Annotated in this window: 10 protein-coding genes and 1 pseudogene; 2 read left to right on the top strand and 9 right to left on the bottom strand. The window is 72.8% G+C overall.

The annotated features are described in order from the left end of the window. Together FB454_RS34260 and FB454_RS34265 are read right to left on the bottom strand one after the other, a co-directional pair. Positions 1-1,203: N-acetylmuramoyl-L-alanine amidase (locus FB454_RS34260; protein ID WP_186461720.1), on the bottom strand; the 1,203-nt coding region annotated here is incomplete at its 3' end. Between the two features lie 20 nt (positions 1,204-1,223). Then, positions 1,224-2,663, bottom strand: a complete 1,440-nt coding sequence (locus FB454_RS34265; RefSeq protein ID WP_145824233.1) for an FG-GAP repeat domain-containing protein — start codon at positions 2,661-2,663, stop codon at positions 1,224-1,226. 241 nt (positions 2,664-2,904) lie between these two features. On the opposite strand from FB454_RS34265, the gene FB454_RS34270 reads away from it, so the two are divergent. Continuing rightward, complete coding sequence (locus FB454_RS34270; RefSeq protein WP_013476124.1) at positions 2,905-3,969, top strand: LacI family DNA-binding transcriptional regulator; 1,065 nt, start codon at positions 2,905-2,907, stop codon at positions 3,967-3,969. Here the strand turns inward: FB454_RS34270 and FB454_RS34275 are convergent. From FB454_RS34275 to FB454_RS34305, 7 genes are read right to left on the bottom strand one after another with little or no spacing between them, the layout of a single operon-like run. After that, a complete protein-coding gene (locus tag FB454_RS34275) occupies positions 3,959-5,593 on the bottom strand; it encodes a fucose isomerase (RefSeq protein ID WP_030504768.1) in 1,635 nt (544 codons plus the stop codon). The two genes, FB454_RS34270 and FB454_RS34275, sit on opposite strands and share 11 nt — an antisense overlap. Next, positions 5,590-7,143 carry an FGGY family carbohydrate kinase gene (locus FB454_RS34280; RefSeq protein ID WP_145824234.1) on the bottom strand — a complete coding sequence of 518 codons (1,554 nt, stop codon included), beginning with the start codon at positions 7,141-7,143 and terminating at the stop codon, positions 5,590-5,592. The genes FB454_RS34275 and FB454_RS34280 overlap by 4 nt, the downstream gene beginning before the upstream one ends. A 14-nt stretch (positions 7,144-7,157) precedes the next feature. Further along, positions 7,158-8,153: a substrate-binding domain-containing protein gene (locus FB454_RS34285; RefSeq protein WP_145824235.1), complete on the bottom strand. Its 996-nt coding sequence runs from the start codon at positions 8,151-8,153 to the stop codon at positions 7,158-7,160. Positions 8,154-8,179: 26 nt separating this feature from the next. Then, complete coding sequence (locus FB454_RS34290; RefSeq protein WP_186461721.1) at positions 8,180-9,274, bottom strand: ABC transporter permease; 1,095 nt, start codon at positions 9,272-9,274, stop codon at positions 8,180-8,182. Continuing rightward, complete coding sequence (locus FB454_RS34295) at positions 9,271-10,884, bottom strand: sugar ABC transporter ATP-binding protein (RefSeq protein WP_123111832.1); 1,614 nt, start codon at positions 10,882-10,884, stop codon at positions 9,271-9,273. Before FB454_RS34295 ends, FB454_RS34290 begins: the two co-directional genes overlap by 4 nt. Beyond that, entirely contained in the window at positions 10,881-13,004 is a 2,124-nt protein-coding gene (locus tag FB454_RS34300; protein ID WP_145824236.1) for a family 43 glycosylhydrolase, read from the bottom strand. Before FB454_RS34300 ends, FB454_RS34295 begins: the two co-directional genes overlap by 4 nt. Next, on the bottom strand, positions 13,004-16,288 hold the full coding sequence (locus FB454_RS34305) for a DUF2961 domain-containing protein (RefSeq protein WP_145824237.1): 3,285 nt from the start codon (positions 16,286-16,288) through the stop codon (positions 13,004-13,006). The genes FB454_RS34300 and FB454_RS34305 overlap by 1 nt, the downstream gene beginning before the upstream one ends. A gap of 397 nt (positions 16,289-16,685) precedes the next feature. Between FB454_RS34305 and FB454_RS34310 the strand changes: the two are divergent. Beyond that, positions 16,686-17,288: pseudogene (locus tag FB454_RS34310) on the top strand (M23 family metallopeptidase); the annotation flags it as partial. Positions 17,289-17,340 lie beyond the last annotated feature (52 nt).

Genomic DNA, 17,340 nt, shown 5'->3' on the forward strand with positions numbered 1-17,340 from the left:
GTCGGCCAGCGCACCGTGGGTGAACGCGACCACGTCATCCCGGCCGTCACCGGTGAAATCCGTCGGCGAACCACCGAAATAGCGGGCGGTCGGGCCCCCGCCACCCTGGTTCACCAGCGAGAGGTAGTAGTTCCAGTTCCAGTTCGGTCCCGGGTCGGTGTGGTCGTTGCCCGGGATCTCGTTGTGCCCCTTGATGCCGGTGCGGTTCTTCGGGATGCCGTACTTGTCGCACAGGTAACGGGTCAGCGCGGCCGAGGAACGGTACATCGCGTCGGTGAACCAGGCCGGGTTATCGACGTACCCCTCGTGCTCGATGCCGACGCCGTACGCGTTGCCCGACCGGGCGTGGTAAGCGGTGTCGCCCTCGCGGACCATCTGAGTGATCTCGCCGTTGCTGGACTTCACCACGTAGTGGGCGCTGACCCCGGCCGACGGGTTCTGGAACCAGCTGATCGTACCGGCGTACGAACCCTGGGTGACGTGGAGAATCACAGTGGTGATCCGGCTGGGCCGCCCCACGCCGTAGTTCGCTCCGTTGGCAGCCACCCACCGCGCCGGCGGGTACTCGGGCACGGCGGCGGCGAGCGTACGGGACGCGGTGCCAGCGGGCGCCACGGCGGCGTAGCGGCCCCGCTCTGGCTCGACCCGGTGCGCCCGGACCGGCACCGCGCCCGGGATGCCCTGCTGCACCAGCTCGTAGATCCCGTCCGCGTACAGGCGTGCGGTGGCGTCGTCGGCCGCGCCGCCGTACCGCGCCACCACCGGGTACCAGGCGGTCACCCGGTCCCGATCCCGCGCGGTCAGCCCCTCGGCGTCGGCCAGCTCGCGCAGCACGGCCGCACCGCCGCGGATGTTCGCCGGCGTGGCGGTCTTCAGGCGCGCGACCGGCTCGCCGGTCAACTTCGCTGCCCGTTCCAGGCTGTGCTGGGCGGGGTTGCTGACCAGGTGCATCACCCCGTAGCCGTTCGCCTGGCTCGGCTTGCCGCCGTGCGCGTCGAGGCGGGACTCGCCGTAGCCGACCGCGACCAGGACGTCCCGGGGTACGTCGTACTCCTGCGCCGCCCGCACGAACGCGGCGTCCAGCGCGGTCCGGCCCGGCGGCGTCGCGGACACCGGCGCGGGCTGCACCGCGATCCCGCCGGCGAGCGCCGCGGCCAGCAGGGCGACGCCGGTGCGTCGCCGTCTCCGTCGTGTTCCGGCCACGGGGGCCTCCCATCCTGGTGTCACAGCGTCACCTCACCGGTGAGCCCGAAGTAGTCGTGCCACTTGCTGCTGGCACCGAAGGTGGTGCCGGTGGACAGGGCGACGTAGACGTCGTTCGTGGCGCCCTTGGTGAAGACGATGAGGTCGTCCTTGCCGTCGCCGTTCGCGTCGCCCAGGTAGGGGAACTCGCCCGGCAGGCAGAAGAAGTCGTGCCACTTGACGGTGGTGCCGGCGAAGCCGGTGCCGGTGGAGGTGGCGACGTAGACGTCGGCGTCGGCGTTGCAGGTGAACGTGACGACGTCGTCCTTGCCGTCGCCGTTGACGTCCCCCACCCGCGGCTGCTCGGCACCCACGGCGAACAGGTCGTGCCACTTCTGCGGCGCCCCGAACGACGTGCCGGTGGACAGCGACACGATCACGTCCGCCGCTGACGCGGGGCCCTGGGTGAAGGTGATGATGTCGTCCTTGCCGTCGCCGTTGACGTCGCCCAGGGCGGGGAACTCCCCGGCGATGGAGAAGTAGTCGTGCCACTTCACCGCCGTGCCCGAGAACGACGACCCGGTTGACAGCGCCACGTAGACGTCCGCCGTCGCGTTGTGCGTGAACGCGACGATGTCGTCCCTGCCGTCGCCGTTGACGTCACCGACGGCGGCGATCTCCGCACCGGGGGCGAACCAGTCGTGCCACCGGCCCGGCGACGTGAACGCCGACCCGTTCGACAGCGCCACGTACACGTCGCCGGTGTTGCCGTGCGCGAACGTGACGATGTCGTCGCGGCCGTCACCGTTGACGTCGCCCGTCGACGCGGTCTCCCCGCCGATGGAGAAGAAGTCGTTCCACTTCACCGACGTTCCGGCGAAGCCGGTTCCGGTCGACGTGCTCGCGTACACGTCGGCGGAGGCGTTCTGGGTGAAGGTGAGGATGTCGTCGCGGCCGTCACCGTTCACGTCCGTCGACGAGCCGCCTGCCATGCCGTGGGTACGCGCCGCCTGGTTGAGCAGCGTGCGCGCGGTCCCCGCCACCTGGTCGTACCGGTCGGGGAAGCCCGATCGCTGGACGCACTGGGCGACCTGGCCCGCCGTGTAGCCGGGGTTGTTGCGGTCGCAGGTGATCGCACGCGTGACGTACTGCGTGGTGGCGTAGACCGGGTCCATGATCTGCTCCGGCGTGCCCCAGCCGTAGTCCCAGCGCTGCTGGAACACGCCCAGGCTGGACTTGTCGCCGCAGGGCAGGTTGTTCATGTGGGACTCGACCCAGCCCGCCTCGAAGGTGGAGAGCATGACCTTGTCGTTGACGTTGTACGACCGGGCCACCCGGTAGACGATCACGGTGACGGCGGGGTCGTGGGTGGCCGGGACGGACGGGCAGGCGAGCGTGCCGATCGGTACGGCGGCGGCCGGCGCGCCGGCCGCCGTGACGGTGCAGAGCGCGACAAGCATCGCCAGCAGATTTCGTCTCACCGTGCTCCTCGGGGGTGGGGGTGACCAGCGGCACCGGGCGAGAAATCGATTGCTGACGAGTCTCGTAGTCACCCACATCGATGTCAATAGCGGCGGCGGGACGCGATCGACCCGGTCGGAAATCGATTGCTGGACGGGTATAGGATTCCGTGCGATCTCCCGCGGTGGCGGTCTCACTCCGGTACGTCACCATCCGACGGGGGCCGGGCCGGAGCGCCCGGGCGACGACGACGGGAGCGCGATGACGACCATCTACGACGTGGCGCGTCGCGCGGGAGTGTCGCCGGCGACCGTCTCCCGCGTCCTCAACGGGCGTGCCTCGGTCGACCCGGACATGGCCGCCCGGGTACGGCAGGCCGCGCAGGACCTCGACTACCGCCCGAACGCCGTCGCGCGCAGCCTGCGCCGCAGCCGGACCAGCCTCTGGGCGGTCATCATCTCCGACATCGGGAACCCGTTCTTCACCTCGATGGTGCGCGGTGTCGAGGACGTCGCGCAGGAGGCCGGCTTCTCGGTCGTGCTCTGCAACGGCGACGAGGATCCGGAGAAGGAGGCCCGCTACGTGGCGGCGGCCCTGGCCGAGCGGATGGCCGGGGTGATCATCTCCTCGTCCGGGCGGCCGGCCCTGATCAGCCGCCTGGTGCAGGCCCGCATCCCGGTCGTGGCGATCGACAGGCAACCACGCGGCGTCGAGGTGGACACCGTGCTGGTGGACAACACCCACGGCGCCGAGCAGGCGACCGCCCATCTGGTGGGCAGCGGCTACCGGCGGATCGCCTGCATCACCGGCCCACGCCGGATCTCCACCGCCATGCAGCGGCTGCGGGGCTACCAGCGGGCGCTGAAGGCGAGCGGACGCCAGACCACCGAGGACCTGATCCGGTACGCGGACTTCCGCGAGGAGGGCGGCTACCGCGCGATGGCCTCCCTGCTGGAGACCGCCGAGCCGCCGGACGCGGTGTTCGCGGCGAACAACCTGATGACTGTGGGCGCCCTCGAGTGCCTCGTGGACAACGGCATCGGCGTGCCCGACCCGTTCGGCATCGTCGGGTTCGACGACATCCCCTGGGCGCACCTGGTCCGGCCCTCGCTGAGCACCGTCGCGCAGCCCACCTACGACCTGGGGCGCACCGCGGCCACGCTGCTGGTCGAGCGGATCGCCGACCCGGCCAAGGCACCCTCGACAGTGGTGCTCCACACCGAGCTGCGGGTACGCGACAGCTCGGCACCGTCGGCCGGCCGGCAGGGCCACGCGGTGGGCCGTGCCCGGTCGCGCGGCACTGCCGCCGGCTCGCTCAGATCGTGACGTCCCCGCACAGGTGCACCCGTACGCCCAGCTCGGCGAAGAGGGCGGCCTTGACCCGTAGCGCGCGGTCGGCGGTGCCGGCGTCTGGCGCGTAGACCACGTTGACGTGGTTGGCCTTGTGCCGGGCCATCAACTGGTCGCGGCCCACGCCGTGCAACACGGCGTGCATGATCGGCCACTGCGGTGTGGTGGCGTCCAGCCGCCGCCGGGTCTCCGCCTCGGGCAGCGCCACCACCGTGCCGCGCCCGAGGTCGACGCGCAGGCCGCCGTCCATCACGAACACGCGCGACCAGACGATCTCCCCCGGCTTCGACACGCCGCTGAGCGTGCCGCCGCCGAGCGGGAAGTACATCGGCGGCTGACGCATGCTGTATGACCTGTCGTAGCCGCCGTTGTGCGACGCGGGCACCGCACCGGAGATCTCGAAGACCCAGACGAAGTGCTCGCCGTACTGCTGCCCCCAGCGGATGTCGTGCAGCGTCGTCGCCGGGTCCAGGCCCATCGCGGTCCAGATCCGGTTGGTGACCAGCGAGTCCACGGCGACGCCCTCGTCGACCTCGTTGAAGTGCGGCAGCGCGACGCCCGGGTACAGCTCCCGGGAGCCGTCCCGGCTGGTCACCGGGGGGCGTTCGACGTTGTTCAGCAGCCCCTCGGCCAGGTCGCTGGCCGGCACGGTGTCCTTGAGCCCCTGCTGGTACTGGATCCCGACGGCGTCCAGGCCGAAGTCGTCGGCGATGCGCAGCGCGGCGACGTACATGCGGCACTGGCTGAGCAGCTGGGCGTACGTCAGCTCGGTGGCCTCGTCGGTGCCGGTGTGGAACGTCATCCCGGCCGCCTCCAGCCAGGCCAGCACCGCCCGCGCCTCGGTGTCGCGCACCCGCGCCATCTCCGCCACCAGCGCGCTCTGCGACAGGCGTTCCTTGAAGACGCCGAGCGGGTTGAGCAGCTCGTCGTCGATGATGGCGTTGTACATGCCCATGCAGCCCTCGTCGAAGACGCCGATGACGGCCCGCTCGGAGACGAGCTGCCGGGCCAGCGCCACGCCGAGTTCGACCTCCTCGTCCGGCCGCAGCACAGGCAGCGGGCGTACGTGGCTCTCGTCGTGCGTCACCCGGCCGGTCTCCAGCCACTTCTTCAGGCCGTCGCGCGCCCACTCGTCGGTGAAGTCCTCGCTCCACAGCGTCGAGTACCGCACGCCCGCCTTGGTGAGGCTGCCGGCGAGGTTGAGCAGGCCCACCAGACCGGGGTACTCGCCGCTCCAGTTCGCCACCAGCAGGATCGGCCCGCGGTGGGCGCGCAGCCCGGCCAGCACGTGGTGGCTGTACTGCCAGACCGCCTCCACCACGACGAGCGGCACGTCGGCCGGAATGCTCCGGAAGACCTCGATCCCGGCGCGCTGGCTGTCGATGAAGCCGTGTCCTTTGCCCGGGTCGACGTCGTGACCGCGCCGGACGTGCCAGCCGAGCGCGGTGACCGCGGCGGTGAGGTCGGCTTCGAGCTGCCGCTGGGTGGGCCAGCAGGTGACGTTCGCGCTCAGCCGCAGGTCACCGCTGGCGACTGTGTAGACGGTGCGGGGCGGGGCGGCCGGGCGCTCGACCGGCACGGGCAGTGTGTAGCGGGTCACGGGGCAGCTCCCTCGGCGGGCGGACGGTGGGTGGAGCGGAACGCGCCCGGCAGGCGTTCCTGCCGGGCCGCAAGGGCGTGGACCACAGATCGGCTACCGGCATACAGCTCGCGGTAGAGCCGGTACAGCTCGTCGTAGTCGGCGGCGGGTTCGGGTCGTGGCCGACGCACCCCGGCGATCGGGTTCCACGTCTCGATCGAGACGTCCATCACGGTCCGGGCGGCCAGGAAGGCGCCGCCGTAGCTGGCGCCGATGGTCTGCGCCGGGATCTGCTGTTCCCGGCCGGTGATGTCGGAGACGATCTGGGTCCAGAGCCCACCCCGGGTGCCGCCGCCGACCGCGACGATCCGGCGGATGTCGCCGCCGGCCGCCTCGATCGTCTCGATGTTGTGCCGTACCGCCAGCCCGGTCGCCTCCAGCGCCGCCCGGTAGATGTCGCCGGGGCCGTGCGAGAGGGTGAGACCGGCGATCAGGCCGCGGGCCCGGGGATCGAGGATCGGCGTGCGTTCCCCGGCGAAGAACGGCAGCATCAGCAACCCGCGGGCACCGGCGCCGGAACGTTCGGCGAGGCGGAGCAGCTCGGTGTGGTCGGTGCCCGCCACCAGGTCGCGTAGCCAGCCGGTGATCGCGCCGGAGGTCGCCATCCCGCCGGCCAGGTTGCGGGTGCCCGGCAGCGCGCCGACGGTGCCCCACAGCGACGGGCTGGTCAGCCGGTGCGGCACGGTGTGCACGAGGAACATGGTGGTGCCGTACATGAGCATCAGGTCGCCCACGCCCTGCGCACCCACGCTCAACGCCTCCGACCAGGCGTCAATCGTGCCCGCCACCACCGGGACGCCCTCCGGCAGGCCGGTCTCGGCGGCGGCCACGGCCGTCACCTCACCGGCCACGTCGCCGGGCCAGCACAGTGGCGGAAGCTCCAGTCCGGGTGCGAACGGGTCGATCCACGGCCGGTGCCAGTCCTGGGCCTCGGTGTCGTAGAACGGCGTGCACTGGCTTGCCGAGTGGTGATCGAGCAGGTAGCGACCGGTGAGCCGGTAGGCCAGCCACGAACTGGGCATGAACAGCCGACGGGCACGGGCGAACAGTTCCGGTTCGGTGTCGGCCACCCACGCGATCTTCGGGCCCGCCGCCTGGCTGGACAGCGCCGACCCGCACCGCTGGATGATCTCGTCGGCGCCGAACCGCTCGTTCATCCGCTCGATCTGCTCCCCGGCGCGGGTATCCACGCCGTAGAGGACGGCCGGGCGCAGTGGAGTGCCGCCGGCGTCGGTGAGCAGCACGCACGGACCCATGCCGCTCACCCCGACCGCGCACACCCGGACGTCACCCGGAGCCAGCAGGTCCCGGCTGAGGGCGACGAACTCCCGCCACCAGATCCGGCCGTCCATCTCGACCCGGCCAGGGCCGGGCCGGTCGACCCGGTGCTCCAGGACCCGGGCCCGGACCAACCGCCCGTCGGGGTCGACGAGAACCCCCTTGCTGCTCGACGTGCCGATGTCCACGCCGAGCACCACCGGCGCCGCCCGCCGCACGCTCGCGCTGCGCATCCCGGCCCCCGCGCTCAGAGGCCACCGAGCTTCGCGTACGCCTCGGCGGCGTTCTCCCTGGTGATCCGCATGGTGCCCAGCGTGGTGGTACGCGGGACGTCCTCGGCGCAGTCGACGAGGATCTTCCGGGCCAGCTCGACCGCCTCCCGGCCGCCGGTGGCGTACTGGAACGTGGCGGCGAGGCGGCCCTGCTCGACGGCCTTGATCCCGCCGGAGGGCACCGGCAGCGCGTCGATGCCGGTGAACTTGATCCGCTGCGCCTTGCCCGCCGACTTCGCGGCGAGGTAGGCGCCCTCGGCCATCGGGTCGTTGTGCGCGTAGATCGCGGACACGTCCGGGTGGGCCTTGATCAGCGCGTCCGCCACCGACTGTCCCTTCTCCCGCAGCCAGTCGCCGGGCTGGGAGGCGACGATCTGGATCTTCGGGTTGGCGGCGAGGCCGTCGCGGAAGCCCTGCGCGCGCTCGGCCGCGGGGGTCGAGCCGGGCAGCCCGGCGATCTCGATCACCTTGCCGCCGTCGGGCAGCAGCGTCGTGGCGTAGAACTCGCCGGCCGCCTTGCCGATCGCCACGTTGTCGCCACCGATGAACGCGGTGTACGCCTCCCCCTCGACCTTGCGGTCCAGCACGATCACCGGCACGCCCTGGTCGTACGCCTTCTTCACCACAGCGGTGAGCGGCTTGGCCTCGTTCGGCGAGATGATCAGCAGGTTGATCTTCTGGGTGAGGAAGTTCTCCACGTCGGCGACCTGCTTGCTGTTGTCCTGGGCGGCGTCGGAGACCACGACGCGGAAGCCGGGCACCGACTTCGCCGCCGTCTGCACGTCGTTGTTCATCACCTGCCGGTACGGCTCGGCGTTGTTGGCCTGGGACATGCCGATCAGGAAGTCCTTGCCGGCGCCGCAGGCGCGGGCCTGCCCGGCGTCGTCGGACGGCTTCTCGACGCTGCACCCCGTCGTGACCGCCAGCGCGCCGGTGACCAGCAGCGCGAGCAGTGTGGTTCGCTTGTCCATCGGGTGGCTCCTCGGAGTCGGTTCGGTCAGGCGATGCCGCGGCGCAGCTTCTGCAGCGCCGCCGCGAGCACGATCACCAGTCCTTTGATCAGCAGCTGGACGTTGGCGTCGATGTTGTTGAGCGCGAGGATGTTGTTGAGGATGCCGAGCAGCAGCGCGCCGGCCAGGGTGCCGCCCATCGAGCCGGAGCCACCGGCCAGGCTGGTGCCGCCGATGACGACGGCGGCGATCGCGTCCAGCTCGTATCCGGCGCCGTCGTTCGGGCTGCCCTGGTTGAGCTGTCCCGCGTGCACCACGCCGGCCACCGCCGCCAGGAGGCCGGCGACGGCGAACACGGCGACCTTGACCCGCGTCACCGGCACACCGGAGAGCCGGGCCGCCTTCTCGTTGCCGCCGATCGCGTAGACGTGCCGGGCGAACGCCGTCGTCCGCAGCACCACCACAGCGGCCACCCCGATCAGGACGAACAGCACCGCCGGCACCGGGAGCACGCCGTTTATCGAGCCGTTCAGCAGTTCGAAGGCGGGCGGCGCCTCCTGGGGTCCGTCGCCGTAGGCGATCGGGATGCCGAGGCCGCCGGACCAGATCCGGGCGATGCCCCGGGCGACCTGGAGACCGGCCAGTGTCACGATGAACGACTGGATGCCGAGGCGGGCCACGGCGTACCCCTGGAGCGCGCCGAACAGCACGCCGATCGCGAGCACGGCGGCGACGGCGGGCAGGATGCCGAGTCCGGAGTCGACCATGAGCGTCGCGGTGCCGACGGCCGACAGGCCGAGGATCGCCCCGACCGACAGGTCGATGCCGCCCAGCAGGACGACGAACGTCATCCCGATCGCGATGATGCCGATCTCCGACACCGCGCGGACGATGTTCCCCAGGTTGCCGGCGGTGAGGAAGAGGATCTCGCCGTCGCGGCGCGGTGAGGCGAGGATCGCCACGACGAAGATCACGAGCAGCGCGAAGAGACTCTGCACCGCGAAGAGCCGGTCGGCGAGTTCCCGGCGGCTGCGCGGCCGACGCAGCCAGTGGGCCGTCGCGCCGCGCAGTCCGGCCGTACCGGCGGCGGGCGGCGCCCCGGTCACGGCCGGCTCGGGCGGCGGCACTCGGGTGTCGGTCATCGGTCGTCCCTTCCGGCGGCCGGGCCGCCCATCGCCGCCGCGAGGATGTCCTCGCCGGTGCAGCCGCCGGTGGCGAGGTCGGCCACGGCCCGGCCGCGGCGCAGCACCACCACCCGGTCGCAGACGCCGAGCAGCTCGGGCAGTTCCGAGGAGGCGAGCAGGATGCCCATGCCGTCCCCGGCGAGCCGGCGCAGCAGCCGGTAGATCTCCGCCTTCGCCCCGATGTCGACGCCGCGGGTCGGCTCGTCCAGCAGGAGCAGCCGCGGCTCGGTGAGCAGGTGCCGGGCGAAGACCACCTTCTGCTGGTTGCCACCGGAGAGCGCGCCGACCGGCGTGGCCGCCGACGCCGTCTTGATCGCCAGGTCGGTGACCGACCGCGCGACGGCCGCCCGTTCCCGGCGTCGGCTGACGATCCCGGCCGTGGTCAGCCTGGACAGGGCGGCCAGCACGACGCTCCGGCCGACCGGGTGGTCCAGGACGAGCGCGGACCGGCGCCGGTCCTCCGGGACGAAGCCGACGCCGGCCCGCAGTGCCGCGCGGGGGCGGCGCGGCGCGTACGGGCGACCGGCCAGCAGCACCGCGCCGGTGCGGCGACCCGCGGACCCGGCGCCGAACAGGGTCTCCAGCAGTTCGGTACGTCCGGCGCCCATCAGCCCGGCCAGGCCGACGATCTCGCCGGCCCGCACGGTCAGGCTGACGCCGTCCGGCTCGCAGCGGCCGAGCCGGGGCGTCCGGGGCCGCACGGCCAGGTCGGTGACACGCAGCAACGGGCCGCCGCCGGCCGATCCGGGCAGCGGGCCGGGAGCGCCGGCCGTGTCCGCCGGGGCGGGCTCGAACAGCGACGCGGCCCGGCCGCCGACCATCATCGCCACGATCCGCCGCCGGTCCATCCGGCCGGCCGGTACGACACCGGCGACGGAACCGTTGCGCAGCACCGTCGCGCGGTCCGCGACGACCTCGATCTCCTCCATCCGGTGGGAGATGTAGACGACGCCGACGCCCCGGCGGCGCAGGCCGCCGATTGTGGTGAACAGCCGCCGTACCTCCCCGTCGGCGAGCGCGGCCGTCGGCTCGTCCATGACGAGTACGCGGGCGTCCAGGGCGAGCGCCTTGGCGATCTCGACGAGTTGCTGCTCGCCGACGCGCAGCGAGCCCACCGGGCGGCGCGGGTCGATGTCTGCGCCGAGCCGGTCCAGGTGCTCGCGCGCGGTGCGGCCCGCGGCCCGCCGGTCGACTGTGCGCAGCCGGGTCCGGGGCTCCCGCCCGAGCACGAGGTTGTCGGCCACCGACAGCGCGGGCACCAGGTCGAGTTCCTGGTGGATGGTCGCGATCCCGGCGGCCTGGGCGGCGGCCGGGCCGGTGAACCGTACCGGCGTCCCGTCGACTGCGACTTCTCCGTCGTAGTCGGTGATCACGCCGGAGAGGATGTTGATCAGGGTGGACTTGCCCGCGCCGTTCTCGCCCAGCAGCGCGTGCACCTCGCCCGCCCGTACGTCGAAGTCGACGCCGTCGAGGGCCGTCACGCCGCCGAACCGCTTGGCCACTCCGGTCGCCGCGACCACCACCCGGCCGCTCGGGCCGGGCGCGTCGCGGGTGTCCACGCCGGTCACGGGATCGCGTTGATCGCGGTGTGCGCGGCGTCGGCGAACTGCACGTCCCGCCGGACCCCGCTCGCGGTCAGACGCCAGGTGCCGCCCGCGTACTGGCCCGGCGCCCAGGACAGGCCGCCGGAGCGCCACAGCGGCTGCCAGGCCGCCATCGCGTGGCCGGCGTCGTACCAGGTGTTGTCGCCGCGCCAGGCCGATCCCCACCGGTGCGCCGCGACCACCGAGAGCCCGTCGCCGGTGCTCATCGTCCAGCGGGGCATGCCGGTGACGTCACCTGTCGGCCGCGCCTCCACCGCCGGGTCGCCGACCAGCGGGGACGCGCCGTCGATGTTGAACGCCACCTCCCACACCGCTGCGGTCGGCCACCCGTTCACCGACCAGGTGACGTCGCTCTGCAACCCAGGGCCGGTCCACCGGGGCGTCACGGTGAGCAGCCAGTCGGCGGTGACCGGCTCGTCGCCGAACGGGATGCCGACCAGGTTGATCCGGGAGCCGTCGGCGGACACGTCGACCCGGGCCGGCGCTCCGGCCCGGTCGGTCACGTCGAACCGGCCGACGGCGAGGTACGGCCCGGTGCCCCGGTGCGACGAGTCGAGCGCGGGACGGTGATTGCCGGCCCCGGCCGGGTCGACGGCCAGCTCGGCGATCCGGGCGCTGGGCCAGGTGCGCACGTCGGCGCGCAGGAAACCGGTGGTCACCGTCCAGCCGCGCGCCACCACGCCGGTCGACCAGGTCAGCGGCGCCAGCCAGAGCCCGCCCTGACCCCAGCCGGCGTGGGTCAGGTACCAGTTCGAGCCGTCCACCACGACCTCGGCGGCGTGCGCGTCCAGCACCGTCACCTTCTCCGCGCCGTCGAAGCGCAGCGGGTCGCGGCTGCGGTAGACGGCCGTGCGCCGGTACGCGGCGCCGTAGTCTGTGCCGTCGCAGCAGACGAACAGGTACCACCACTCCCCCCGGCGCACCACGAACGGCGACTCCGTCTGCCCGCCCGCCCGGCCGGTGTGCGGCGAGGTGTACGCGATCGCGCGGCCGCTCCACGAGCGCAGGTCGGTGCTGGTCCGGTACGCCACGACATGGTTGCCGCCGGACGGGCTCGACGTGGCCGTGTAGTACATGACCCAGCGGTCGCCGACCCGGGTCACCATCGGGTCGCGGCCCTCCCACCCGTCGGTGAACAGCGGGTTGGCGGAGCTTCGGGTCCAGGTGAACAGGTCGGTCGAGGTGGCCAGGTGCATGCGGTACCGGGCGTAGTCCGGGTTCCCGGCCGCGTAGAACATGTAGTAGACGCCGTTGTGCTGGACGACGTGCGGGGCCCAGATCCACTGCTCCCCGGCCCCGGGGTCGGCGGCCAGCGCCACCGGCCGTTTCGTCCACGGGCCGGTCGGGGTGGGCGCGGTGGCGTGCCCGAAGACCTTCTCGTCCTGCGGCGCACCGGGTTCGGCGTGGGTGATGCCGAACAGGTGCCACACGCCGGTCTGCTCGTGCCGCACCAGCGTGTGGTCGTTGTAGTACCAGGTCGTCGACTCCCCGGCGCCGGGGTCGTAGACGCGTGTGGACGCGCCCCGCGCCGGTGTCTCACCGAGCGTCTCGTACGGCGTGGTGGTGACCGCCGCGAGCGGGCCGACGCGACGCAGCGTCACCGTGTCCAGCCCGGCGAAGAAGCCGGTGGAGGACGCGGACCGGCCGGTCACCGTGACGGTGAGGCGGTGGGTGCCGGCCGTCAGCGACACCGAGCCCAGCGGCACCGCCCCGGTGCGCTGCACCGCGCCCGCGTACCCGTCGAAGAGCTGGCCGACCGCCACCCCGTCGACGGCGAAGCGCAGCGTGCCGTAGTCGCCGGCCCGGGTGAGGACCGCGCCGAGGTCGTACTGCCCGGCCGGCACCGACGGCAGCGCGAGCGTCACCGCGTCACCGGCGCGGGCGCCCCGGAACCACAGTTGCCGTCCGCCGGACCAGCTCACCCCGCAGCAGTCGGCCTGCGCGCCGACCGGCGCGGTGGCGGAGACGACGGCGAGCGACTCGGCCTCGAACCGGACCGGGTCGTCGGCCGCTGCCGGTCCGGCCGGGACCGCCACCAGGGCCACCCCGAGCAGGAGCGCCGCGAGGGCACGCCGGGCGCGCATCACGACACGCTCGGGCGGGGCAGGTCGGTGCCGGGGGCGAACCGGTCGTGCCAGCGGTTGCCCGGTGGCCCGAATCCACCGCCGGTGGAGAGCGAGACGAACACGTCGGCGGTCAGGCCCCTGGTGAACGCGACCACGTCGGCCCGGCCGTCGCCGTTGAAGTCCCCCACCCCGGGCAGCTCGTCGCCGAAGGCGAAGTGGTCGTGCCACTTCCAGGAGTTCTGCACGAAGCGGCCCCCGTCGGAGAGCGACACGAACACGTCGCCGGTCGTACCCCTGGTGAACGTCACGATGTCGTCCCGCCCGTCCCCGTCCACGTCGCCCACCGCCGGCAGCTCGTCGCCGGTGGCGAAGCTGTCGTGCCACTTCCAGCCGTCCTCCACGAAGCGGGTGCCGTCGGAGAGCGACACGAACACGTCGCCGGTCGTACCCCTGGTGAACGTCACGATGTCGTCCCGCCCGTCCCCGTCCACGTCGCCCACCGCCGGGAACTCGTCGCCGAGCGCGAAGTGGTCGTGCCACTTGACGCCGGGCCCGAAGCCGGAGCCGGTGGAGAGCGCCACGTAGACGTCGGCGGCGGCGCCGCGGGTGAAGGTGATGATGTCGGCGCGGCCGTCGCCGTTGACGTCGCCGACCGCCGGGATCTCGGCGCCGACGGCGAAGAAGTCGTGCCACTTGACGCCCGCGGAGTAGCCGGAGCCGGTGGAGAGCCCGACGTAGACGTCGGCGCTGTCGCCACGGGTGAACGTGATGACGTCCGCGCGGCCGTCGCCGTTGACGTCGCCGGTGAGCGGCACCTCCGCGCCGATCGCGAAGAAGTCGTTCCAGGGCCGGCTGTCCGGCACGAACCGGGTGCCGTCGGAGAGCGACGTGAACACGTCGGCGCCGGCGCCGCGGGTGAAGTCGACGGCGTCGTCGCGGCGGTCGCCGTCGGCGTCGCTGGTGTTGCGGGTACGGGTGGTGGCCGACACCTCCGCCGACGGCGCGGCGGCGTTGCCCGACCCGTCGAGAGCCACGACCCGGTAGTGGCGGGTCTGCGCGGCGGGCAGCGGGCCGTGCCGGAACGTGGTGGCACGGGTCGTGCCGACCAGGTTGGCGGCGGTGATCGCCACCCCCGGGTTCCGGGAGGCGTAGACGCGGTAGGAGACCACGCCGACGTCGTCGGCGGAGGGAGACCAGGTCAGGCCCAGCGCGTGCATGCGCCCGCCGGTCAGGGCGAGTCCGGCGACCGGGGCCGGGGCGACGGTGTCGGTGAACGGCGCCACCATGCTGTCGGCCAGGTACCGGGCGGCGGTCCAGGCCGGCGCGCCGGCAGCCGGGGTGAGCTGGACGGTCACCGCCGAGCGGCCCGCCGTCAGCGCCGCGGGCAGCACGAACTCGTCGGCCAGCCAGCGCTGCCTGTCGTTGCCCAGCGGCTGGAGCCACACCCCGGCCGGGGTGCCGTCCACCGACACGGCCGCCTGCTGGTAGCCGCCGGCCTGGTCGCCGTGGCGGCGCAGCCGTACCCCCTGGTTGGCCGGGTCGATCGCCAGCCGGAAGCGGACCGGTGCGGTGGTGGCGCGGACCTGGCCGGTCTGCGGGACGTTGTCGTCGTCGCCCTCGAAGGCGGAGCTGAGCGCGGTCTGGGTCGCCCCGGAGTCGGTGTACGCGTGCGCGGCGCGGCTGGCGGCGTCGCCGGTGACGACGGTGTCGGTCCGGCGCGTGGTCACGGTGCGCTGGGTGTAGAGGAACGCGGTCGAGGCGTACTCGGCCGGCATGTCGTTCGCCGGTCCGTGCTCGATGCCGAAGCGCAGCGCGGTGCCGTACGCCACCGCGTCGCCGATCATGAGCCGGTAGGCGGCGTCGCACTCGTCGGCGCATCCGCCGCCGCGGACCAGGTGGGCGGTGTTGCCGGTGAAGACGCCGCTGTACGCGCCGCGGTTGAAGTACCAGCCCGACTCGTAGAAGTCCTCGGTGCCGGTGCCGTAGATCTGCGGCGTGGGCGAGCCGTCGACGTGCACCCGCTCGTCGCCCTCCAGGTAGTTGCGGGTGTTGCCGCCGATGATGTGGCCGCGCATGGTCTGCGAGACGCCGACGAACCGGCCCCGCCCGGACTGGTCGGCGATGATCCAGTCGGTGCCGCCGACCGTCTCGGCGCGGCGTGACTGGGTGGTGAAGGAGCCGGCGTTGCCGTCGGCGGCGAGCCGGGACGTCCACTCGGTGCCGGGCGCCGACGTCACCTCGACCTCGACGCCGCCGACTGTGGCGCCTGTCGTGTTGACGAGCGTCAGTGCGGCGGCGGTGCGGAACGGCATCGGCCACCATGCGCTGTACCAGCCGCCGGGCGCGGAGTCCATGGCGAACATCAGCGACCGGACGCTGTGCTCGCCCAGCCCGGCACCGAAGAACTCGCCGACCGGGCTGTCCACTGTCGTACGTCCGTCGAACGTCATACGCAGCCGCAGCCCGGCGAGCGTCGGCGCCCCGGCCGCGGCGTCCGGTACGCGCAGCCGCAGCGCGGTGATCGCGCGTGGCCCGGTCAGGGCGGCCAGTGACACCTGCCCCTGCGCCGGGGCGGTGACGGTGGCGCGCGTGGTGGAGGCGCCGGCCTGGGCGGGCTTCGGGTCGCGGGTGCCGGCGGCGCGCAGCAGCGTGACCACGTCGGTGGCCGGGTCGGCCGGATCGAACCGGGGCACCCCTGCCGCGTCGGCGAAGGTCCGGTAGGTGACGTGGTGGAACAGCGGGTTGTTCTGGGTGGTGATCCGCATGGACTCCCGGTAGGGCATGGGCACCTTGACGGTGACGCCGCCGGACGTCTGGTCGGCGTTGCTCACGAGCGGCGCGACGAACGGGCTGCCGAGCCGCCCGTCCACCAGATCCTGGAGGTCGGCCTGGACGACCACGACGCCGTCGAGTTCGACGCGGATCCAGCCGGTGGCGCGGACGTTGCCGTCGTCGCGGGTGAACCAGATCGACTGCACCTCGCCCGGACCGCGTGCCTCGGCGATCACACATCCCCCACTCCGACGCAGACACGACCAGGTGCCGACGAAGCCGTCGTCGTTGGAGCCGTCGCGGCCGAAGCTGGAGAACTGGTGGGTACGGGTGCCGGCGGCCAGCTCCGGCAGGCGGTCGAGCCGGCGGTAGGCGTCCCAGCCGATCGGTCCCTTGTCGTCGGCGACGGCGAGAGCGGGAGCGGGCGCCGACGTGGCGGCCGGCGCGGCGGCGGACGAGGTCGCGGGCACGGCAACGGCCAGCAGCGCGGCTGCTGCGGCGCCGGCCCAACGGCCGATGCGAAGCCTCATCGGTGTCCCTTCCGAGCGGCCGTAGGAGCCATGAGAAATCGATTGCTGGCGAGTTAACTTCGATACTTCCACGGTTGTCAATACTTCGCGCCCGGCTTTCCCTCCAGGGCAGGAATCTTCGCGGCGGGTCGGCCTGCACGCCGCGCAGCCAGGCCGGGCGGAAGCGACGCTGAAGGAAGTTTTCCGCCGGCACTCACCACCCCGTCGGGTATTGACAGGCTCCGAAGTCTGCGGTTTCACTTCTCCTCAGCGCCACCGTCCCGCCGATCGGGACGCCAGCCGCCCCTCTCTCCGACGCGAACTGTCAGGGCCCGCCCATCGGCGACACCGGCCCCTGGCTCGACACGCCCACGCGCCGCTCCGACAGTGCATCCCTCTTCCGACGAGGAGTCACCGCATGCCCAGATTCCCGACGAGTCCCGCCCGGCGGGCCCTCGTCGCGCTGCTCACCCTGGCCGCGGCCACCCTCACCGCGGTGACGGTCGCCCCGTCACCGGCACTCGCCGCGCCCACCTTCAAGGCACCGTTCCCCTGCGGGCAGCGGTGGACGTACAGCCACCACAGCGCCGAGGTGCGGCAGGCGCTGGACTTCGTCCGCGCCGACGGCGGTGTCACAGGCGGTACGCCCCAGATGGCGTCCGCCGCCGGAGTGGCCCGCCGCTACTCGCAGCCCAGCGGCGCCGGCAACTACATCGTCATCGACCACGGCGGCGGATGGACCACCTACTACTTCCACCTCAGCGCCTACTCGGTGCCCGACGGCGCCTACGTGCAGCAGGGCCAGCAGATCGGGATCACCGGCAGCACCGGCAACTCCTCCGGCGCGCACCTGCACTACGAGCAGCTCTACAACGGTGTCGGCCAGGTCATCTCGATCAACGGCGTCTCGCTCGCGCCGTATCCCGGCCAATACAACCAGCGGTTCCTGGTCAGCGACAACTGCGGCACGCCACCGCCGCCCGACCGCCCGCTATTTCGGTGGTTCGCCGACGGATTTCACCGGTGACGGCCGGGATGACGTGGTCGCGTTCACCCACGGTGCGCTGGCCGAC

Source organism: Micromonospora sp. CNZ297, assembly GCF_007827625.1.

Bases quoted from the DNA above. Each gene is read 5' to 3' on its own strand.
- FB454_RS34285 (WP_145824235.1), bottom strand. From the start codon at position 8,153: ATGGACAAGCGAACCACACTGCTCGCGCTGCTGGTCACCGGCGCGCTG.
- FB454_RS34280 (WP_145824234.1), bottom strand. From the start codon at position 7,143: ATGCGCAGCGCGAGCGTGCGGCGGGCGGCGCCGGTGGTGCTCGGCGTG.
- FB454_RS34270 (WP_013476124.1), top strand. From the start codon at position 2,905: ATGACGACCATCTACGACGTGGCGCGTCGCGCGGGAGTGTCGCCGGCG.
- FB454_RS34290 (WP_186461721.1), bottom strand. From the start codon at position 9,274: ATGACCGACACCCGAGTGCCGCCGCCCGAGCCGGCCGTGACCGGGGCG.
- FB454_RS34300 (WP_145824236.1), bottom strand. From the start codon at position 13,004: ATGCGCGCCCGGCGTGCCCTCGCGGCGCTCCTGCTCGGGGTGGCCCTG.
- FB454_RS34305 (WP_145824237.1), bottom strand. From the start codon at position 16,288: ATGAGGCTTCGCATCGGCCGTTGGGCCGGCGCCGCAGCAGCCGCGCTG.